This window comes from Wolbachia endosymbiont (group A) of Hedychridium roseum (genome assembly GCF_964028325.1).
Classification (GTDB): domain Bacteria; phylum Pseudomonadota; class Alphaproteobacteria; order Rickettsiales; family Anaplasmataceae; genus Wolbachia.
The window spans coordinates 1,159,445-1,177,217 of the sequence record NZ_OZ034755.1; the positions used below are offsets into that span (position 1 = coordinate 1,159,445).

The 17,773-nt window shown below is 35.0% G+C and carries 14 protein-coding genes; 2 read left to right on the forward strand and 12 right to left on the reverse strand.

The window, feature by feature from the left end:
- The 6 genes from ABWU23_RS05745 to ABWU23_RS05770 all read right to left on the reverse strand — a co-directional run bounded on the left by ABWU23_RS05745 (window position 1) and on the right by ABWU23_RS05770 (window position 7,774).
- Window positions 1–1,827, reverse strand: coding sequence for a phage terminase large subunit family protein (locus tag ABWU23_RS05745; RefSeq protein WP_353270594.1), 1,827 nt, complete (start codon window positions 1,825–1,827; stop codon window positions 1–3).
- Entirely contained in the window at window positions 1,824–3,290 is a 1,467-nt protein-coding gene (locus ABWU23_RS05750) for an ankyrin repeat domain-containing protein (protein WP_410530049.1), read from the reverse strand. The genes ABWU23_RS05745 and ABWU23_RS05750 overlap by 4 nt, the downstream gene beginning before the upstream one ends.
- Window positions 3,291–3,304: 14 nt before the next feature.
- Window positions 3,305–3,787: a hypothetical protein gene (locus ABWU23_RS05755; protein WP_353270931.1), complete on the reverse strand. Its 483-nt coding sequence runs from the start codon at window positions 3,785–3,787 to the stop codon at window positions 3,305–3,307.
- Window positions 3,788–3,961: 174 nt separating this feature from the next.
- Window positions 3,962–5,854: a hypothetical protein gene (locus ABWU23_RS05760; protein WP_353270932.1), complete on the reverse strand. Its 1,893-nt coding sequence runs from the start codon at window positions 5,852–5,854 to the stop codon at window positions 3,962–3,964.
- A gap of 131 nt (window positions 5,855–5,985) precedes the next feature.
- Window positions 5,986–7,206, reverse strand: a complete 1,221-nt coding sequence (locus tag ABWU23_RS05765) for a DNA modification methylase (protein WP_353270933.1) — start codon at window positions 7,204–7,206, stop codon at window positions 5,986–5,988.
- A gap of 103 nt (window positions 7,207–7,309) precedes the next feature.
- Window positions 7,310–7,774 carry a Holliday junction resolvase gene (locus ABWU23_RS05770; protein WP_353270934.1) on the reverse strand — a complete coding sequence of 155 codons (465 nt, stop codon included), beginning with the start codon at window positions 7,772–7,774 and terminating at the stop codon, window positions 7,310–7,312.
- Window positions 7,775–7,992: 218 nt separating this feature from the next.
- Between ABWU23_RS05770 and ABWU23_RS05775 the strand changes: the two genes are divergently transcribed.
- Window positions 7,993–9,225 (forward strand): hypothetical protein, encoded by a 1,233-nt coding sequence (locus tag ABWU23_RS05775; protein WP_353270935.1) that lies wholly within the window; start codon window positions 7,993–7,995, stop codon window positions 9,223–9,225.
- On the forward strand, window positions 9,191–10,306 hold the full coding sequence (locus ABWU23_RS05780) for a hypothetical protein (protein WP_265027164.1): 1,116 nt from the start codon (window positions 9,191–9,193) through the stop codon (window positions 10,304–10,306). The genes ABWU23_RS05775 and ABWU23_RS05780 overlap by 35 nt, the downstream gene beginning before the upstream one ends.
- Before the next feature lie 1,229 nt (window positions 10,307–11,535).
- Here the strand turns inward: ABWU23_RS05780 and ABWU23_RS05785 are convergent.
- From ABWU23_RS05785 to ABWU23_RS05810, 6 genes are all read right to left on the reverse strand, one after another.
- Window positions 11,536–13,617 carry an AAA family ATPase gene (locus tag ABWU23_RS05785; protein ID WP_353270936.1) on the reverse strand — a complete coding sequence of 694 codons (2,082 nt, stop codon included), beginning with the start codon at window positions 13,615–13,617 and terminating at the stop codon, window positions 11,536–11,538.
- Window positions 13,618–13,652: 35 nt separating this feature from the next.
- On the reverse strand, window positions 13,653–14,837 hold the full coding sequence (locus tag ABWU23_RS05790; protein WP_353270563.1) for an AAA family ATPase: 1,185 nt from the start codon (window positions 14,835–14,837) through the stop codon (window positions 13,653–13,655).
- Window positions 14,834–15,325, reverse strand: a complete 492-nt coding sequence (locus ABWU23_RS05795) for a hypothetical protein (protein WP_264374871.1) — start codon at window positions 15,323–15,325, stop codon at window positions 14,834–14,836. The genes ABWU23_RS05790 and ABWU23_RS05795 overlap by 4 nt, the downstream gene beginning before the upstream one ends.
- Before the next feature lie 31 nt (window positions 15,326–15,356).
- Window positions 15,357–16,163 (reverse strand): AAA family ATPase, encoded by an 807-nt coding sequence (locus ABWU23_RS05800; RefSeq protein ID WP_353270562.1) that lies wholly within the window; start codon window positions 16,161–16,163, stop codon window positions 15,357–15,359.
- A gap of 23 nt (window positions 16,164–16,186) precedes the next feature.
- Window positions 16,187–16,993, reverse strand: coding sequence for an ATP-binding protein (locus ABWU23_RS05805; protein ID WP_353270937.1), 807 nt, complete (start codon window positions 16,991–16,993; stop codon window positions 16,187–16,189).
- 76 nt (window positions 16,994–17,069) lie between these two features.
- On the reverse strand, window positions 17,070–17,561 hold the full coding sequence (locus ABWU23_RS05810; protein ID WP_264374869.1) for a sigma-70 family RNA polymerase sigma factor: 492 nt from the start codon (window positions 17,559–17,561) through the stop codon (window positions 17,070–17,072).
- Window positions 17,562–17,773 lie beyond the last annotated feature (212 nt).

Consider the following 17,773-nt stretch of genomic DNA (forward strand, 5'->3'; position numbering starts at 1 on the left):
TTACTTCTCATTCAACCATTTACTTTGTCTCACTTTTTTAGGCTTTTTACTTTCCATTTTTCCACTCAAACTATTCCACTTACTCTCTGGCCATCTGTCTATTCCCAGTGCTATCGATGCTGCTCTTGCATAAATCCTACAGTCTAATACTTCATTTCTTTCTCTTACCTTTTGCCACTCTTGTTTGGTGTATCCTTTTACTACCTTACTGACTAATTGCTCTGCCGTTAACTGCTTAAAATATTCGGGTGCATACTCAGGAAAATGACAATATCCTGCTGGCACTTTCTCTTCTTCTTTTAAAATATTAAGTAGCTGAAAAAGCTCTGACTTTAATATCGATACTCCTACTGGCCAGAGCTTTATTCCTCTTTTTAGCTTTTGACCACCAACTGTTATATCTACTCTACTTGGGCTGCTCAGTGGCACTAGGGCTTTATTTACACCTTTGACTGCCATTACTTTCCCAGACCCCTGATGACTCCTTACCCAATTGTATACTTCTTGTGTTGCATATCCAGCATCAACCGCCATCATACTTATTATATATTCAAGCCCATTTTCACCGATAAAATGATGATTAAGTAATTCTGAAAGCTTTCCCCATACTTCCCCACCTCCTGTATCTCCTTCAAATACTCGGTAGTCTATTGACCAATTTTCGCGGCTTTTTCCCCATGCTACAACTTCCACCTCTAGACGATCTTTTTGGACATCTACTCCTGCTGTGAGAACTACTTCGCCTTTTGGTACTGTGCCAATCTGAAAAAATTCTCTCCTGTTAAATAATTGCTTCCAGTCTGGTACTTCTCCTTTATCTACCCAAGTTTCTCCTAAAGTGGTATTTATCCAAACTTTCAGTAATTGTTCACTTTCCTTTGCATGGAGAAAGTCCTCTACTGCTTGTTGCCAACTATACCAGCCAACTGGACTATAAAGACTTGAAAGATGAAATCCTTTTTTCTCCCCTTCTTTTGCCTCTGTAGCTCTCCATTCTCCACGTTCTAGCATCTCTGTCTTTTGATGATTTTCTATTTTGCCGCTACATTCAGTGCAGACATAATGTGCTGTTCTTGAGTCGTTATTTTCCCATTTTATTTGTGACCATTTTAGAACTTGATAGTAATTACAATACGGACAGGGAACAAAAAAATATCTCTTATCTGTTGCTTCAAATTCTTTCTCAATTCTGCTTATTCCATGAATCGTTGGTGTCGATACTAAAAAAATCTTTCGCCTTGCAAATGTATTAGTTCGAGCAATACTGAGCAGTACTGGATCTCCTTCTCCTCCTGAATCTCCTGGGTAGGCATCTATTTCATCAAGAAAGAGATATTTTACTGGCATAGATCTCAGTCCTACACTACTATTCGCTCCAGTTATTACTACTATTCCACCTGGAAACTCCTTACTTTGTACAGTATTCCCTGAATCTCTTGACCTTGGGTCTTTTACTTTACTTTTTAAACATGGTGTACTCTCTATTAACGGTGCAAATCTTCCCTTCGACCAACGTTTTCCCATTTCAACTGTTGGCTGTACTACCAGCATTGGACCTGGTGTTTGATCGATGATATAGCCAATCCAATTGTTGCCAGCTTCTGTTCCCCCAATCTGCGCTCCTTTCATGAATACTACTTTTTCTGCTGGTGAGGACGGAGAAAGTGAATCCATGATCTCTTTTAAATAAGGAGTTCTCTCTGTTCTCCATTTTCCTGGCTCTGATGCTGCAGTTGGTGCTAAAACTCGATACTCATTTGCCCACTCTGACACTTTAAGCTGGGGATCTGGTCTTAAACCTTCAGAAAAAGCTCTAGCGTATATCATTGTCTGCATCTACTAGTAATTGGTTCTAACTCAACGTCATTAACAGTAGAACTACACTCCTCCAGTTCCATAAACATCTTTTTCTGAAATTCGTTTTCTATATATCTTTTGCTCACCTCACTTATCATTATTGCTATAATAAGTGCAAATATCCCTGTTATTGTTGCAAAAATGATTGCATTGCTTATTGTTGTTGCTGTTAACCCTATACATACCGCTATTGCTACTGCACTTACTGAGGTAAAAACACAGATCACATTGTTGTATTTTCTTACTTTTGCATCTCTATGTTCTATACACCTATAATAAACTGGTACAGACTTGCCTATCTCGTCTGGTAATTTGATGCTCTTTTCTTTAAATAAAGTTTTTAGCAATTCTAAATTATTTGACTTGATTGCTAAGTGCAAAACAGGTGTATAGTTTGCTCCTTTTTTCAGCAATAACTTTACTACATGTAAATGCCTTTTTTCTGCAGCAAGATAAATTGGTGATAGACCTTTATTATTTACAATATCAATATTGATTTCTTCTTTTAAAATTGCATCTACAATCTCAATTTCTCCTCTTTGTGCAGCTAAATGGAGTAGACTATTCTTTTCAGAACCGTATTTATTACTCATCAAAGCCTTCTTTATCTCAGGTTTAGCGTAATCAAATGGTGTCTTGCCGCTATCGTCTTTTACCAGAGGGTCTATATCTTCTCGCGTTAGTAAAACTTCTATTGTTTTCAGTCTTTCAGCATAATGTAGTGGTGTTTTATTTTCGTAGTCCTGCAAATTTACTTGAGCATTAGGCTCCTTTATTAAGCATTTGAGGATATCAAGACATAAGTCTCTTTCATCATAATTAGTATTACTTACAGCTATATGAACAGGTGATAATTTCATCGAGTTTTGTCCTACACGTGCGCTATTTACATCTGCTCCTAGCTCCAGTAATAACTTTACTATCTCCAATTTTTTGTTGTTAACTGCATAGTGCATCGGTGTCTGATTTCGTGCATCAAAAACCTCGATTTCAGCTTTTCCTTCTCTTATCAAAATCTTTACAACTTCTGCATGTCCTATGCCTGCTGCTAGATGTAATGGCGTATGGTGCAAAGCATTTCGTACATTAACGTCAATACCTTTTCCTATCAAATATCTAACTGCATTAACTTCACCTATCATTGCAGCCAAATGAAGTAAGCTATCTTGTTCTGACCCGTATTTGTTATTAATTAGCGCTTGTAATATTTCTGCTTTTTTCCCTTCTTTGGCGTAATCAAGAGATGTTTTACCATCATTATCTTCTATAAAAGGATTAATGTTCTTTTTCGTGAGTAACAGATCTACCATACTTAATTCATCAAACTCTATAGCGCAATGTAGTGGGGTTTTTCCATTTAATCCTCTGACATTAACATCTAATCCAGGTTGATTAATGAGGCATTTTATTAACTCTAAACTTAGCCATTTTATATTCAAAATCTTTTTTATATTTGAAATTTAGTATTAGATAATTCTTGTAATGAGTTTGTAATCTCTTCAGTTAGCGCCATATGAATCTTTTCAGTGTCACTCAGTGATGCAAGCAATGCTGAAACTCTATTTGGAATATTAAGTAAATTATTACGGACAACTCTTGCTACATTAAATGCATCGCGCTTTACTTCTTCTACTGCTACAAGTTCTCCTATCTCAGCCCTAGCTTTTGCCTCAAGAAGTTTACCTCGTTCCATTTCATTTTTTATTCGCGTTTTAAGCAACATCGTGGAAAGTTTTTCTCCGCTTTCTGAATAGTTTTTTCTTCTCAGTGGTTGACTTGGATCTCTGATTGTTTCTATAGCCCTGTTTGCTTGTTCTCGGTCAATGAGTCCATCCTCCAACTCAACTATTCCTTTTTTTACTAAATAACAGACATATTGCTTTGACACTCCTATCTCTCTTGCCCATTCCGTCTGCGTGATTTTTTCCACTCTTTTTGCTCCTTTTTACGAATTTTCTTCTTGAATCTCTGAAAAGGTTTTGCCAGTATCAGCAATTCCCTACCTGTTTATACTTGCCGGCGTCTTAGAGATATTTTACTAATATAGAGCGAAGTACTCCGGTTTATAGCTGCTTTCTTTTTACATAGTGAAATTTGGCTATTTTCAACTAATACTATAAATTGCATCTTTGTAGTTATGAGATTCAACCACTACTTGCTCTAGCGTTAAACTGCTGCATTTGGCATCTTTACTATGGTTTTCTTCAAGCACTTTTGTCCTTGCTTCCTTTATTTCCTCAATGAACTTTCCATTAACTTTTTCTGGTTCAATTCTTTCCTCACAATATACAAGATTTGTGCAATTTGTTTTTCTGTAGTAATGTACTCCAAGGAATATCACTGATAGTGCAAGTATACTCGAGCCTATAAGTAGTGATAACCCTACGTTATTAATCAAAGCGTTCTGGTAAAACTTCTGTACACTATTAATACCACCTTCTACATACAGTAATAAAGGCAATACTATATTTGCAGCAACCAAACTGCTTAATAATGCTGTAAATAATGGCCTATCTTTGATTACTGATTCTACTTTATTTCTTCTACTAATGACTTTGTCGTCAATATTAATGAAGTTGTTCTTACCCTTCCAAGCGTTAAGTGTAAAATGTGAATGAGTACCATTGCTGTATTCCAGTTTGACTGATTTTATTACTTTATCTTTTGGTTGATACTTTAGCACCTGATTCAAAGTTTCATTCGCATTCTTTCCCCCTATTTGACACTCCTCAGTATCTCTAAATTGCTTTATTCCACAAAATATTGTGCTAATTGCAAGCAATGAAGTAATTGCTATCATTGGCATAGTAATATAGAGAGGGCTGTTTGCAAAAAATGCAATAAATTGTCCTTTATCCTGTAGATATACCAAAGCTGCAGAAGCGCTAAGTGCAACAGCATCTATACCGAAAATTACAAATTCCTTCTGCTGCATTGCATATTTTACTCTTGGCAAAATTCTATTTGTTTTCTTTTCTTTTTTAATTAACGGGGTTTCTTCATTATCACTTTTTTCTGATGGGCTAGTTGAAAGTGTAACTGGACTATCATGATTTAATGACATATTCTCCCATCCTTGCCTGCCACAAAACTCACTCATTTCTGTTACTTGAGAATTTGATCTTGTCACCTCTGCACTTCTATTGTCTATCCCACTATCGCTTCCTTCCAAACTTTTTTTTAAAAATTTCGTATTCAGATCTACAGGTTCATCAGTTATATCTTCTGATTCTTTCTTAATTGATGTTTCTTCAGAATTTGACTTTTCTATCTCTGGACTTTGATCATTTATTTCACCATCTAAACCTCTTTTCGAGAATCTTTTACTTTGGTCTATAGTTGCATACATAGGTTCTCCTATAGCTTCTTGCTCATCACATTTTTCTCCATTTAATTGGAAAGAAGAATGTGGTAGCTTTGGTGGTGCAATATCCTGAATAATACTCAACCGATGATTTTCTGCTGTTCTAGGTGAAGGTGGAGCTACATTTCTAATATTGTCCTTCTCCAACATTCCATTCCTAGGTAACGGCTTTGGTTTATCTCCTAATTCTTTATCCTCTTCCTCTTTTTGCATTTCTTTTGTATTGTCTATTTTGGGGTTGGAAGATGTGTTGGATGCTGCCTCAAACTGATCAAGAGAATACGGACGGTTATATTCTATTCCATTTGCCTCACAAACTGCATTAAATTCGTCCTCTATGTCTTTACCATCATCCAATACTAAAGAAGAACAACTCACTGAAAAATCAGCACCTGCTTCGTCTATTTTTGCTGTAATACTGCTATCGCTACTATTGCTAATCACATTTAAAGAAGCTAGTTTGCATTCAGTGTTCAGGTCAGGTTCTTGCTTCGTACCTTTTTCAAACAATTCAATTCTCTCCTTAACAGATAGTGTAGAATTTGAAACATTATTTTCTACTTCTTCAGAAAACGATGCTTCATTATTTGTTTGCGAAGTTACTACTCCAGCTAACATCTTTTCTTGATTCATTGAGTACATCACATTTAATCCAAAGTTATTTGTTACGCTAAACTCATTAAAATACGGTATATACCAGTATTAATATTACAACTACCAAGGCTTACTAAATTTCTGTTTGCGTTATCTTTTCCACTTTTTTCTTACTGTTTTTCTTCTTGAATCTCTGAAAAAGTTTTACCAGTACCAGAAAGAATTGCTTCCCTACCTGTGTACACTTGCCAACGTTTTATGGTTACATCTACAAATTTTGAATCTAGCTCTATTGTCCTACAAATTCTTCCTGTTCTCTCGCATGCAATCAGTGTACTTCCAGAGCCGCTAAATGGATCAAGTACGATATCTCCTGATCTACTGCTATTAACTATTGCTCTTTCCATTAGCTCTACTGGCTTCATTGTTGGATGTAATGAGTTATGCACTGGTTTGTCATAAAACCACAGATCACTTTGATTTCTACCCCCATGCCACTCACGTTTATTGCCGCTTTTCCATCCATAGAGCATTGCTTCGTATTGTCTTTGATAATCTGATCTTCCTAGTGTAAAGTGATTCTTTGCCCAAATGATAAATGTTGACCATTTCCCTCCCGCTTCCTCAAATACTTTTTGTAACGTTGAAAACTCTGATGATGATATGCAGATGTAAATTGCACCTTTCGTATATGCTAAAATATGGGAACAGATGTCGTAGAGAAAAAGTTCGTACTTTTCACCTTGATTATCGTTTAATATTTTTTTCTCTTCTCTTTCCTGACTGCTACCGTAATCAACGTTATATGGAGGATCACATACGGTAATATCTGCCATTTTATTATCTAATACCGCTTTATATGATTCAACTAAAGAGCTATCACCACAATAGATTCGATGATCACCTAAAATCCATAGATCAGCTGGTTTTGTTATTTCTACTTTTTTGTCATCAACAACTAAGTCAGAAAGATCTTCTTCTTCACCATCTAAATCATCAAGAAACCGTTGAACTTTTTCCAATTCAAATCCTGTCATTTTAAGGTCAAACTGCAAATCTTCTAGCTCTTGAATTTCTACCTTTAAAAGATCATCATCCCACTTTGCCCAATTAGCTGATTGATTGGCAAGTAACCGAAAAGCTTTGGTTTGTGGTTCATTTAAATTATCACTTAAAACCACTGGAATACTCTCCATACCAAGCTTTCTTGCTGCTTTAAGTCTTAAATGACCATCAACCACAGTTCCATCGCTTTTTGCAACTATTGGTATACGAAAGCCAAATTCCCTGATTGAAGCACACATTCTATTTACTACATCATCATTTTTACGAGGATTACGCTTATATTCGACGAGGTTTTCAACAGGATAGTAGTGGATTGCTAAATTCATATCTTAATAATTAAAAAGTTAATATTCAAAATATCTCTGACGCTAAAGAAGGCCTGGGGTCAGCACCACCAAACCCGCCATTCTGGCTGAAAGGACCCACTTTTTATGGATTTTTCATCTTATTAACATTTTTACTGAAATCCATAACATAGAACATTAATGCTAAAGCATCAGATTCATTATCATCTTTAGGCAAAAACCCTTTTTCCTTTACAGCTTCAATAACTTCACTCTTACTTGCATTGCCTTTGCCTGCTATAAAGCGTTTTATAGTTTTAACATTAACACCTTTGTATGGTACGTGATGTTCTTCACACCAAGCAGACAGCACTGCAAGAAAACCACCATAGCAATGAGCTGCATCAGTTCCTAGATGTCTTCTCACCCCCTCAAAGTACACTGCAGAAATCTCTTTCAAAGAATTAAGCCAATTGCGAAAACTTAAAAAACACATGCCACCTCCACTGAAACGACTACCATGAAAGCTTTTGCTTCCACTTTCAATTATTCCATCTGTTAGAATTGCCCAGCCTGTTTGTTTGCCGAGATCGAGTGTTAGGATTGACACTTATATTCAGAATTTGTTTCGCTAGAGTGCTATATAATATATATTCAGGATTTGAAAAATTTTTGTCCAAAAAATCTTCTTCATAAATAAACTTTTTAGAAAAAAACTTGGTTAAAAATCAGTAAACAAGCATTGTATAATTATTGGTCAAGGCTTTCAGATTTCTATCTTAACAGTGTAATTAATCTATTATGCTAACGTAGCTTAGCTAATTTCTTATGAACGTTTACCCAAACCGTAAATTCTGGGAAGATGATTTAGAAGTACCAGTTAACTACTTACTTGAGCGTTTTCACAATACAGAAGTCCGTCATTCTTGGATGAATTCACTTTCTGGTAGGCAGTTAAGTGTTATCTTTCAACACTGCTTTAAAGACAAGCTAAATGGTCAACTCTTTGATGATCAAGACTACGATAACACATCCATACAATATAAACGTAAAGTGATTGCTAAACATTTAGACTCTCTAGTTATTTATTATCTGATTAGCTGTTTTGAACGTGCAAAGCTTGAAGCTACTGTCAGTGAAATTGCAAGATCTGCATTGACTGAGGAACTCATGAAATCCTACCTTCTAAAAGGTAACAATAAATACGACAAAAAGTCTTTGTTATTTCTATTGTTTCATGTAGATCACAACCTTTTAAAGTCTGTCTATCACTTTGAAAAAATACAAAGAAAAGGTTCTGTATCATTTGCTCTTCAAAAGACACCACGACAACCAAATGTTCCATTTAAAGACTTCATCTCTCAGGAAACCATAGTGCAGATACTGAAAGAAGACGACATTAAACGCAATGACGGTTTTGAAAATCAATTACAAGGTTTCTTCTACCATCAAAATCGTTTATATGTATTAGTTCGTAGAGCTAGTGGTATAGATTTACTACTAAACTCAAATAAGGTTATTCATGGTCATAAGCCAGATTGGATGATTTTGGATTTTCTAGTTAATGGTACTCAAGTAGATCTTACTGCCAAAAATATTGATCAAGCTACAGAGATAGCAAATAGCATTGCGAGTCGTTATTTTAGCTCTGAATGTGTTTTTGTAAACGCGCAGGATAAAAACTTTGCAGAGCAAGTATATAAATTCATTAAAGTTTGTGTTGATGGATCTGATTCAAATATATTCACTTTTGAGTTAAAATTTCAGTCAAATCGTTTCAATTACAGCTATACTAATATCACTTTGACTGTTGCTCCATATGATCCTGTTGCACCGGAATTGCATGTTTTAAAGCCATTTGTAGGAGACATAGTGCCATTTATAGAGTCGATTAAAGTAATATTTCAAGGCAAAAAGATAGGCTTATTTTTCAAGCGAAGTGATGAGTATATAGCAATTTACTACTCTGAACATCCTCTGAATAAAAGGGAAAGAGAGGATTTTAAAGCATACATAAAACAATTTTATGGTCTTACAATCTTGCCAAGAGCAAATCTCTGATCTTCTTAATTCTGGCAGCTCTTGGGTTAATCCAAATCAAAATTATATCGAAGCAGCAAGGTATTTGTCGAATCTTGAATTAATTAAGATGCAAGAGAGGGCCTATATTATCTGCTCTCATAGACAAGATAAATTAGATTGGCCAAATATAGTTGATCCATACTGTAACAATGAGATTTTCATTGATGAGGACTTTAACGAAGCATGCGATAATATAATTTGTGAAAATTGCAACCGTGATATTTTACCTAATACCTACAAGAAGCAAAGATTTCACCGCTTATCTGCATATTTAAACCCAGAGAAATTTATGAATTGGTTTGAAGGTCAGCTAAGTAATACGCATTTCATGTGGCAAAAAGTGGAAAGTGGAGTTTATCATGTTGGTGGACAAGGTAAGATTGTAAGTTTAATCATACTTGATTTTTGCACCAATCCAACATTCTTAACGATAGATAAGCTTAAAGCTAATCCAACTGTATTAATAATACTGAGAAAAAATCCATCAAACATACCTCTTGATTTGCCCATAGTAAAAATGGTTGACCTTTTCTTTCAGCATAAGACGTTAATTGAAGTATTCCAAGAAGCAGCACAAAGAGGAGTACTAGAGTTCATACCAAATACTTCAATGCAAATCTTACATACTGCACTTAATCTAATTGAACCTCCTAAAGAGAAGGAATTGCTAAAGTTGCAATTGATAGAGGGCTCACTTTACGTAAACAATATAGAGATTCTAAATAAGAAAGCTGTAGCATGTATGAAGGTTTTTCGCATATTATTTGAACAATTTTTGCATGATTGTAAAAAAGAATTACCTCCTGAAAAACACATGTTGCTTAGCATAACTGAAATAGAAAAGCGCCTAAATCTTGATCCAGAAGCAGATCCAGAACATCACATCAGAAAACCACTAAACACAATCCAAAGAACAATAAAAACCACCTTAGCTAAAAAGTTAGGATTAAACATCGAACGTAATGATGTGATTCAAACAGTTGGTTGGCCTGGATCATCGCGTAAAGATTATGGCTACCGTATTAACCCTTTCACTGTGCTGATAAAAGTAGTTCGTTAAGTTTTTAGTAGATTAAAGTCTCTCCGGTTCAAATCACCTATAAATAGTTTCCCAGTTCCCATTTTACAGTTGGAGCAGGGCTAGTAGCTTTTGGTTTTATATCACCTGCAGCATAGGTGCTTTAACTGCTCTTCATATTGCCTTGCATTGACAAATTTTTTCCTTCAAAGAAGATTCACTCGTTGAGATTTCCAAAATGGCACCATGCAAGCCTGCTAAAAACAGTATTCACCTATTGTAGATAAGGTATGTTTTTTGTCTCTTTCAGGCTTTTGTTTTTTCTTAAGTCTTTACAGCTAAAATAAAACGTGATATGGCTGCACAAGGTTTTCTATTGAGTTAAGCTACACATGCCCCTCATTGGGTTTTTAATGTAGTTTACAAGAGTTCTTTGGGTTAAACCTATAAATTTTGGGTCCACCAAGTGGTATAATTACTCTAAAAAGCATTAAAAATAGGAATTAAAAAAATAGACTGTTATCAAGATGAATTTTTCTTCAACTGCTTCTGTGCTAATAATCACAATAGATATATTACATACTACTAATATGTAATATATTATATATATAAAGGAATCTGCCATTCTGCCAACTTGCTCAAATCAGCCATAGAAGGGAACTTTGGAACATATTTCAAGTTGGCAACTTTCTGCCATTCTACCAACTTATTACTTTTTCTAAGCTACTGATTTTCTTATATTTTTATCAATTTTAAGTTGGTAGAATGGCAGATTCTTCAGTTTGCCAACTTGCCATCTTGCCAACTTAATATATAATTCTACTATCTCCTTTTGCAATGTTATACATTTCTTGGTTTTTAGCTGTTAACTGCATTTGGTAAAAGATAATAATTTGGAAATTTTTGGTATAATCTGTGCTCCTAGGTCCTGATCTTTCTCAAGCAGCTCATTGAAATAGTATTTTCTCTCCTCTCTTTAATTCCTTAGTCCTACTATATTCAAATTTTCAGATATTTTTAAAAGGCTTGCCAGACATGTTTATATCTGTTCTATAATTATCTTTTTAGCATTTGTATTTACTTTGCTATTTTGTTGAATGGGTATTTACTTCCAAAAAATTTTTGTTTCAGACCCCTAATTCGTTTGCTATCTATAAAGAGGCTATTTGCTTCTTTAGCTTTCCTATAGATGTTATCTATAATGAAGATTGAGTAACATTATATTTTCATTATACTAATAATAATTAACATTGTATATTATCTTTCCCATATTATTTCTCAGAGTTATGTAAGACCCATACATCCCTATTTTCCACAGGTAGAGTCGCTCCATTGTTTGGTACAAGATAGTAATCTGGTTTTACCAATACATACTGATTTTCAGCAATTTTTAGCTCCATGTCTTTTACACATAGGTAACCATGCTTCGATCTTGTGTTTGATAATCCATATTCATCACACTTCTTGAAAAATTTTATATGACCTATCATTGCAAGATTACTAATTCTTTCACGAATGCTACGATCACTACCAAGTCCGAACTTTCCTTCAAAACACTTTGCAAAGCTAGCTGCAGTATATACTTCTCCTCTATACGCTTCATTAGAGATTAACTCTAAAATTATATCACATCTTCTTAGACGTTCTAAATCCAATTTAGTATTATAGCTAGACCTTACTATTCTTTCTGAATTTAATGTATCATCAGATTGTACAAACGCACCGTTATGCCAATAAAATGAAATCTTTTCTTCGTTAGATGCAGAATAATTTGACTTCTTACGGCAAAGTACTCGTTCATTACCAGAAGCATCAGCTTTATCTGGCTTTGACAAGTACCAACGAGATCTTACTGTATTATTCCACGCAGTTGAACCACCTGTACCTGTTTTACGTATTATTCCTGAATCAGAAGGATGAGCACATAATAATACAGCTCCTTTTATTACTTTCACTATTTTTCCACAACAACTTTGAATAAATTGTCTCACATGAGAGCGATTGTTTTCATTGCCACCAAATAAGTCTGCTGCTGTATCTAAAACTACTAGCTTTGGTTGAAACAATTTAATATCTTCAAGTAATTCTTCAAAGCAATGAGTTAATTTACCTATATCTTTGTTATCAAATATCATGAGTAGATTATCTTTCCACACTCTCGATAAAAAGCCAATATTATCATGAAAGTCACAGGATTCCATATCTAACTGATATAATCTATTTATAGCACACTGTCTTCGCCACAGCTCTTCTGTATCATCTTCACAAAATACACCATATGTCTTCATCTGCTCAATTTCCATTCCCAACCAAGATTTACCTGTGCTCGCTGCTGTCATTAGTTGTTGAGCAAGTAGAGACTTTCCCATACCACCATCACCGTAGAGAGCCGTAACACTTCCAATAGGAAGCCAATCTTTAACAATCCATTCTCTTTCTGGAGCAATATTAGCCCAAGCTCTGGTATCTATTCTCAACGATTTTTTTGAAGGAGCCTTTTTTGTACTAAGGATGAACTCTTTAACATTTACACCTTCTTTCACGCAATCAGCAGCGTCCCAACACTTTGGTTTATCTTTAGGTATTTCCAAAATGCAAAGTTCTTCAACTCCAAGACAAGTAAGTTTCATAGCAGATTTTTCAGCGTATTTCTTACCTGCTTCATCATTATCTGGCCATATAATAATGTGTTTACCTTTAAGTGGAGTCCAATCTGTTTTTTCAATAGGTGCATTTGCTCCAGACATTGCTGTTGTTGCAGTTATTCCTTTCTCTATCAGCGCTTCTGCACATTTTTCTCCTTCAACAAGAATAACTTTATCGGACTTCAAAATACCTGGAATATTATGGAGTGGCCTTATCTTCGGTGCACCAAAGTCGGACTTTTTTATATCAAAAGGAAGATATCGCTTCCCATTATCATCATCGTAACGATAGATTCTAACAATAGCTTGGCCGTTTTCACCGTAATAATCCCAATATGCAGTTGGACTACTTGAAGTTTTGAAATGACCAAGCCACTCAGCTATAGAAGCCATTACTTCAGGAAACTCTATTCTTGTACTTTTTCTATTTACTCCCGCCCAAAGGTCGATAATGTCACCACCTTCTCCTGTTGCAAAATCATGCCATAGGCCAGCTTCACTACCACTTAATTCTACTACTAGACTCTTTCCTTTATCACCTTGTACATTGCCTACATAAAACTTATCACCACGAAAAGTTCCTCTTGGTAATAGATATGAAAGGCATGATCTGATATTTAACAGAAGCTGAGCTTTAAGTTGTTCTTTTTCTACTAACGGTGCATTTTTTCGTGGAGCTGCAGTATTAAAATCACAATAGATACCCATAAAATCTCCAATATATTTAAAGTTTAGAAATTTGGTTAAGCTGTGGCTATCCAGCGTCCGTTAACCATGTTTATGAATTTTGTTGGTATTGGTTTGCCGTTTTTAAGTTCGTACATCAATTGCAGAGTATTCCTTTCTGGCCTAAATATCATTACTCCAGATGTATATAAACTTCTTAAAACATTAGCACCACTCAATGCTTGAAATGGATTCTTTTTTAACGTGGTTGTTGACACTTTTTTTGTGTAATGTGTAACTATTACTCCAGCCGTAGGATTAGTTATAGAGCGTAGTTCATCAATACTATTTTGCAGAAAAGAGATCATACTCCTATAATCAAAAACAGAGTCTATTACTATAAGATCAACTGTTTTTACATCGAGATTTTCCGACATAATTTCCTTTATTTTTTCCACATTCAAAGTTAACTGTACTTTTTTAGTAATAACTAAGTTTTCTGTTCCTTCATCAAGGATTTTCTTGCTTATTCTTAGCTTCTGTAAGCGCTCTCTTATGTAATCATATTCCATTTCATTCTGTAGATAGAATATCTTAAGTGGCTTTGCAGGCTTCATACCAAGAAATGATACTCCAGCAGCTAAATGTACTAACATGGAAAGTAGAAAATTACTTTTTCCTATTTTTGGAGTTCCACCTATGACCAAAAGACCACTTGGAGCTAGAATTCTTGGGCCTATTATATCTTTTGGCATTGGTGATTTATCATTCAAGTAATGCCTTGCTGAAAACGATGTAATTTTATGTTTTGTTGTGTTTTCTTTAGTATTTAACCACTTCTTAGCGGAATTTATATCACCTTTCACTAAAGTCCAAAGATCAATGATATCACCACTAATTCCTTTAGTAAAATTATGCCAATTTCCAGCTTCTTTACCCACTATTTTAACTGTAATCATATCCCCGTCACAGTTGCCAACATAAGTCCTCTCTCGATAAAAATTACCGTTTGGAATTAGGTAAGGTACACACTCCTTAATATTATCAATCAATAATCCTTTTATTTCCTTTCTCTGCATAAAACCCCCATACATACTTTTCATACGTTTAGAGCTGAGATTAGCTAGCTCACAAACAGTTTCAAAAGACTCTGAATCAAACCATTTAATTGCTTCTTTCTTTAGCTCTAGATTTTTTCCTGCTGCATCTTTGATAGCTCTCTCAATTACAGCAATCCAGAGCTTCTCTTCGTCGTACTTCAAAATGGCAACCAATCAACTTCAGATTGTTCTGGAGTAATAACCGTAGCAATCTTGTTCTTTTCTCCATACCGATCAGCTTCAATACCAACTTTTGCAGTAAACTCTACCCCGTTAAAGTCAGCTATAGAGTTGACTTTTCTAGCAATAGCTGCTTTTTCTGAAGTGTCATTTGAATGAATGTTCCGTGCTGACTCTAAAATACTTCTAAGCATAGAACGTCCAGCTTCTGCCCAAACATCTTCTCCTTCAACTCTTGCTTTGCCACTTTTAATACCAATTACTTGAAAAATCTTGCGTTTTGCATATGGACCTTCAGTGACAGTAAATTCAGCGTTTAAATAGATGCTGCCGGTAGCATAGCTTTTAGTGAACCAATTTTCATAACCTCCTGGTTTAATTGCCATTTTTACCTTGACTATTGTACCTTTTGGTATTAAATTACTTTGTAATTTTGCAGTATTAAAATCAGTTAAAAAATCTGTTAGCATATTGTTCCCTATAAATTAAGTAAAAAAAGAATCAACTCCATTGGTCTACAAGCTGCCAATGACCATTTATCTTATTGACAAGCTTGCTTGCTACACGCTCACCATTACGAAGCTCAAATACTATTTGACGGACAGTGTTTTCCTCATCATGAGCAAACATCACCATGCCAGTGCTATAAAATCCACGTAAAGATCCAGCACCGCTTAGGCCTTGAAATGGATCTTCTTCCAGCATCTTTTTGGACAGTTTTTTTGTGTGGTGAGTGAGTATTATGCCCGAATCTGTATTGATAACATTTCTCAGTCTTTCAAGTGTTTTTTGCAAGAAGAATAGCATAGCGCTGTTGTCATTTTCGTTGCCATATTCACTTGAGTTAAAGATATTACGAAGAGGATCAATCGCAATAATATCAGGTTTAAAACGCTCTTTAACAGTATTTTTGATTTCATCTATTTCTTCACTGCTGAAAGATAATTGCACTTTTGGCGTGATAATTAAGTTATTGGCAGCTATATCCAAAAGTTCCTTATCAAGTTGAAGCTGTTGCAAACGTTCCTTCATATAGTCATACTCAATTTCAGTTTGCATGTAGAAGATCTTCAAAGGTCTATTTGGCATCATACCAAGAAATGATCTACCAGCAGCCATGTAGACAAGCCAAGAGATCAAAAAGTCGCTTTTGCCGATTTTAGGTGGGCCACCCAGTACCAATAAGCCTCTTTTTGTTAAAATTCTTGGTGAGATTATATCTTCTGGTATTGGTGATTGATCATTCAAGTATTCTTTCACACTGAAAAAGGGAATTTTTTGACCGATATTGAAAAAGCTTTGTCCCATAATAATTATTCTCCAATTTTTAATTAAGCAATAGGTGCCAAAGTTTTGGCTTTAATTTTTGCAAGTAATTTACCCAAATGTGGTTCTTCAACCATATTCAAGCAGCCACTGCGATCTTTAGCTGGATATCCCCAAGAATTAATAGTCTGACAGACAAATGAACGTTTCTCTGTTCCATCATCTTTCTTGATTCCAACCATGCTGATTACCTCATCAACTATCCCTGGAATCTCACTAGCAGTTTTAGCCCCTTCACATTGAGGTAGCCATGTTGAACGATTACAGTCATCAAGATATTGACCTAGTGTGCCAACTATGATGATGTCTTTATCTCTGATGTGTTGAAACTGATTGAGCCATGCCATCATCTCTTGAGCAAGTAACCCATAAGCAGCTCTTTTATCTTCTTTTCCCGATCTATCAGAAAAACACTCAGGTTGCATCCTTGCCCATAAAAGACATAAACGTGAAGCAACGGTTATACTATCCACAAAGATGCATCGGTATTTAGAAACTTCAGAAAGAAGATCTTTATACTTGCCAGATACATGTTCATGGTGTTTTTGACTGTATGCTTGGTCAGATTTCAGCGCAGGGTTTGGACCACCAATTAGGCAGGCAATATCCCGAGCTTGATTCCAAGTACGAACACTAATTGAATCTCCCTGCCAATCTTGAACAGCAAGCAGACCTGCTTCAAAGTCAAGACATAGTGTTGGTTCACTTATAGTCTTTAAGAGGCTGGTTTTACCAATACCGTAAGGACCAAAGATCACAATTTTTGCTCCTGTTTGTGTCTTCATTCGTTCATCTCTATCAATTATTTTCATTTTTCTCCTGGTTTAATCACTCAGATATATATACACGGTGACCTAGGTAATTCGTCCAAAACTTATCGAGCAAATCTCATTTTAAAGATGAAAATTTATCGCGTATTTGCCTTAAAATGTTGTAGACAGTTGTTTTTGGTATACCTGTTATTTTTGCAGCTTCAGTAATAGTAGAAACCTTAAGCAGCTCACATAGTTTTCTATGAGATTTCGGTAATTTTGAGATTATATTTTTTACGTCAATGTATACCATTATATCATCTTCAAGATATTTAGAATCTGGTATGTTATCATCAATACCAAAGTTAATCTGACGTTTAGTGCATAGTTGGTTACGCAAGAGGTTACGAGCACGACGTCTAGTTAAATTAGCAACAAAAGTATTAAAGCTACTTCTTGTTTTATCATACAAACTAAGGCAAGGCCAAACCTCACAAAAAAGTTCCAGCTCTATATCTTCAAGACTCCTATCAATAAAACAGTTAGTATGATTAAGACAGCTAGCATAGTACTTTATATATTTAACAATTATTGGATCAACGCCTGAAAAAGAATTTTTAGATTTCATAAAAACCTCGAATAATCAAAGATTTATTACTAATTCTTCTTTCGAGACCCTGCAGAATTTAAATAAGAGTAATTTGTCTATTATGAAAAATAGAATAAGACAATAGTTATTTTATTAATAGATCAAATAAGACTTCTCTAAAATTAAATAAGACAGATGAAAATCGGATGAGAGAGAGTTTGATTTTCAGTGAATTGCTGAAATTTAAAATA

Bases quoted from the DNA above. Each gene is read 5' to 3' on its own strand.
- ABWU23_RS05745 (WP_353270594.1), bottom strand. From the start codon at position 1,827: ATGATATACGCTAGAGCTTTTTCTGAAGGTTTAAGACCAGATCCCCAG.
- ABWU23_RS05760 (WP_353270932.1), bottom strand. From the start codon at position 5,854: ATGAATCAAGAAAAGATGTTAGCTGGAGTAGTAACTTCGCAAACAAAT.
- ABWU23_RS05765 (WP_353270933.1), bottom strand. From the start codon at position 7,206: ATGAATTTAGCAATCCACTACTATCCTGTTGAAAACCTCGTCGAATAT.
- ABWU23_RS05775 (WP_353270935.1), top strand. From the start codon at position 7,993: ATGAACGTTTACCCAAACCGTAAATTCTGGGAAGATGATTTAGAAGTA.
- ABWU23_RS05780 (WP_265027164.1), top strand. From the start codon at position 9,191: ATGGTCTTACAATCTTGCCAAGAGCAAATCTCTGATCTTCTTAATTCT.
- ABWU23_RS05785 (WP_353270936.1), bottom strand. From the start codon at position 13,617: ATGGGTATCTATTGTGATTTTAATACTGCAGCTCCACGAAAAAATGCA.
- ABWU23_RS05795 (WP_264374871.1), bottom strand. From the start codon at position 15,325: ATGCTAACAGATTTTTTAACTGATTTTAATACTGCAAAATTACAAAGT.
- ABWU23_RS05800 (WP_353270562.1), bottom strand. From the start codon at position 16,163: ATGGGACAAAGCTTTTTCAATATCGGTCAAAAAATTCCCTTTTTCAGT.
- ABWU23_RS05805 (WP_353270937.1), bottom strand. From the start codon at position 16,993: ATGAAAATAATTGATAGAGATGAACGAATGAAGACACAAACAGGAGCA.
- ABWU23_RS05810 (WP_264374869.1), bottom strand. From the start codon at position 17,561: ATGAAATCTAAAAATTCTTTTTCAGGCGTTGATCCAATAATTGTTAAA.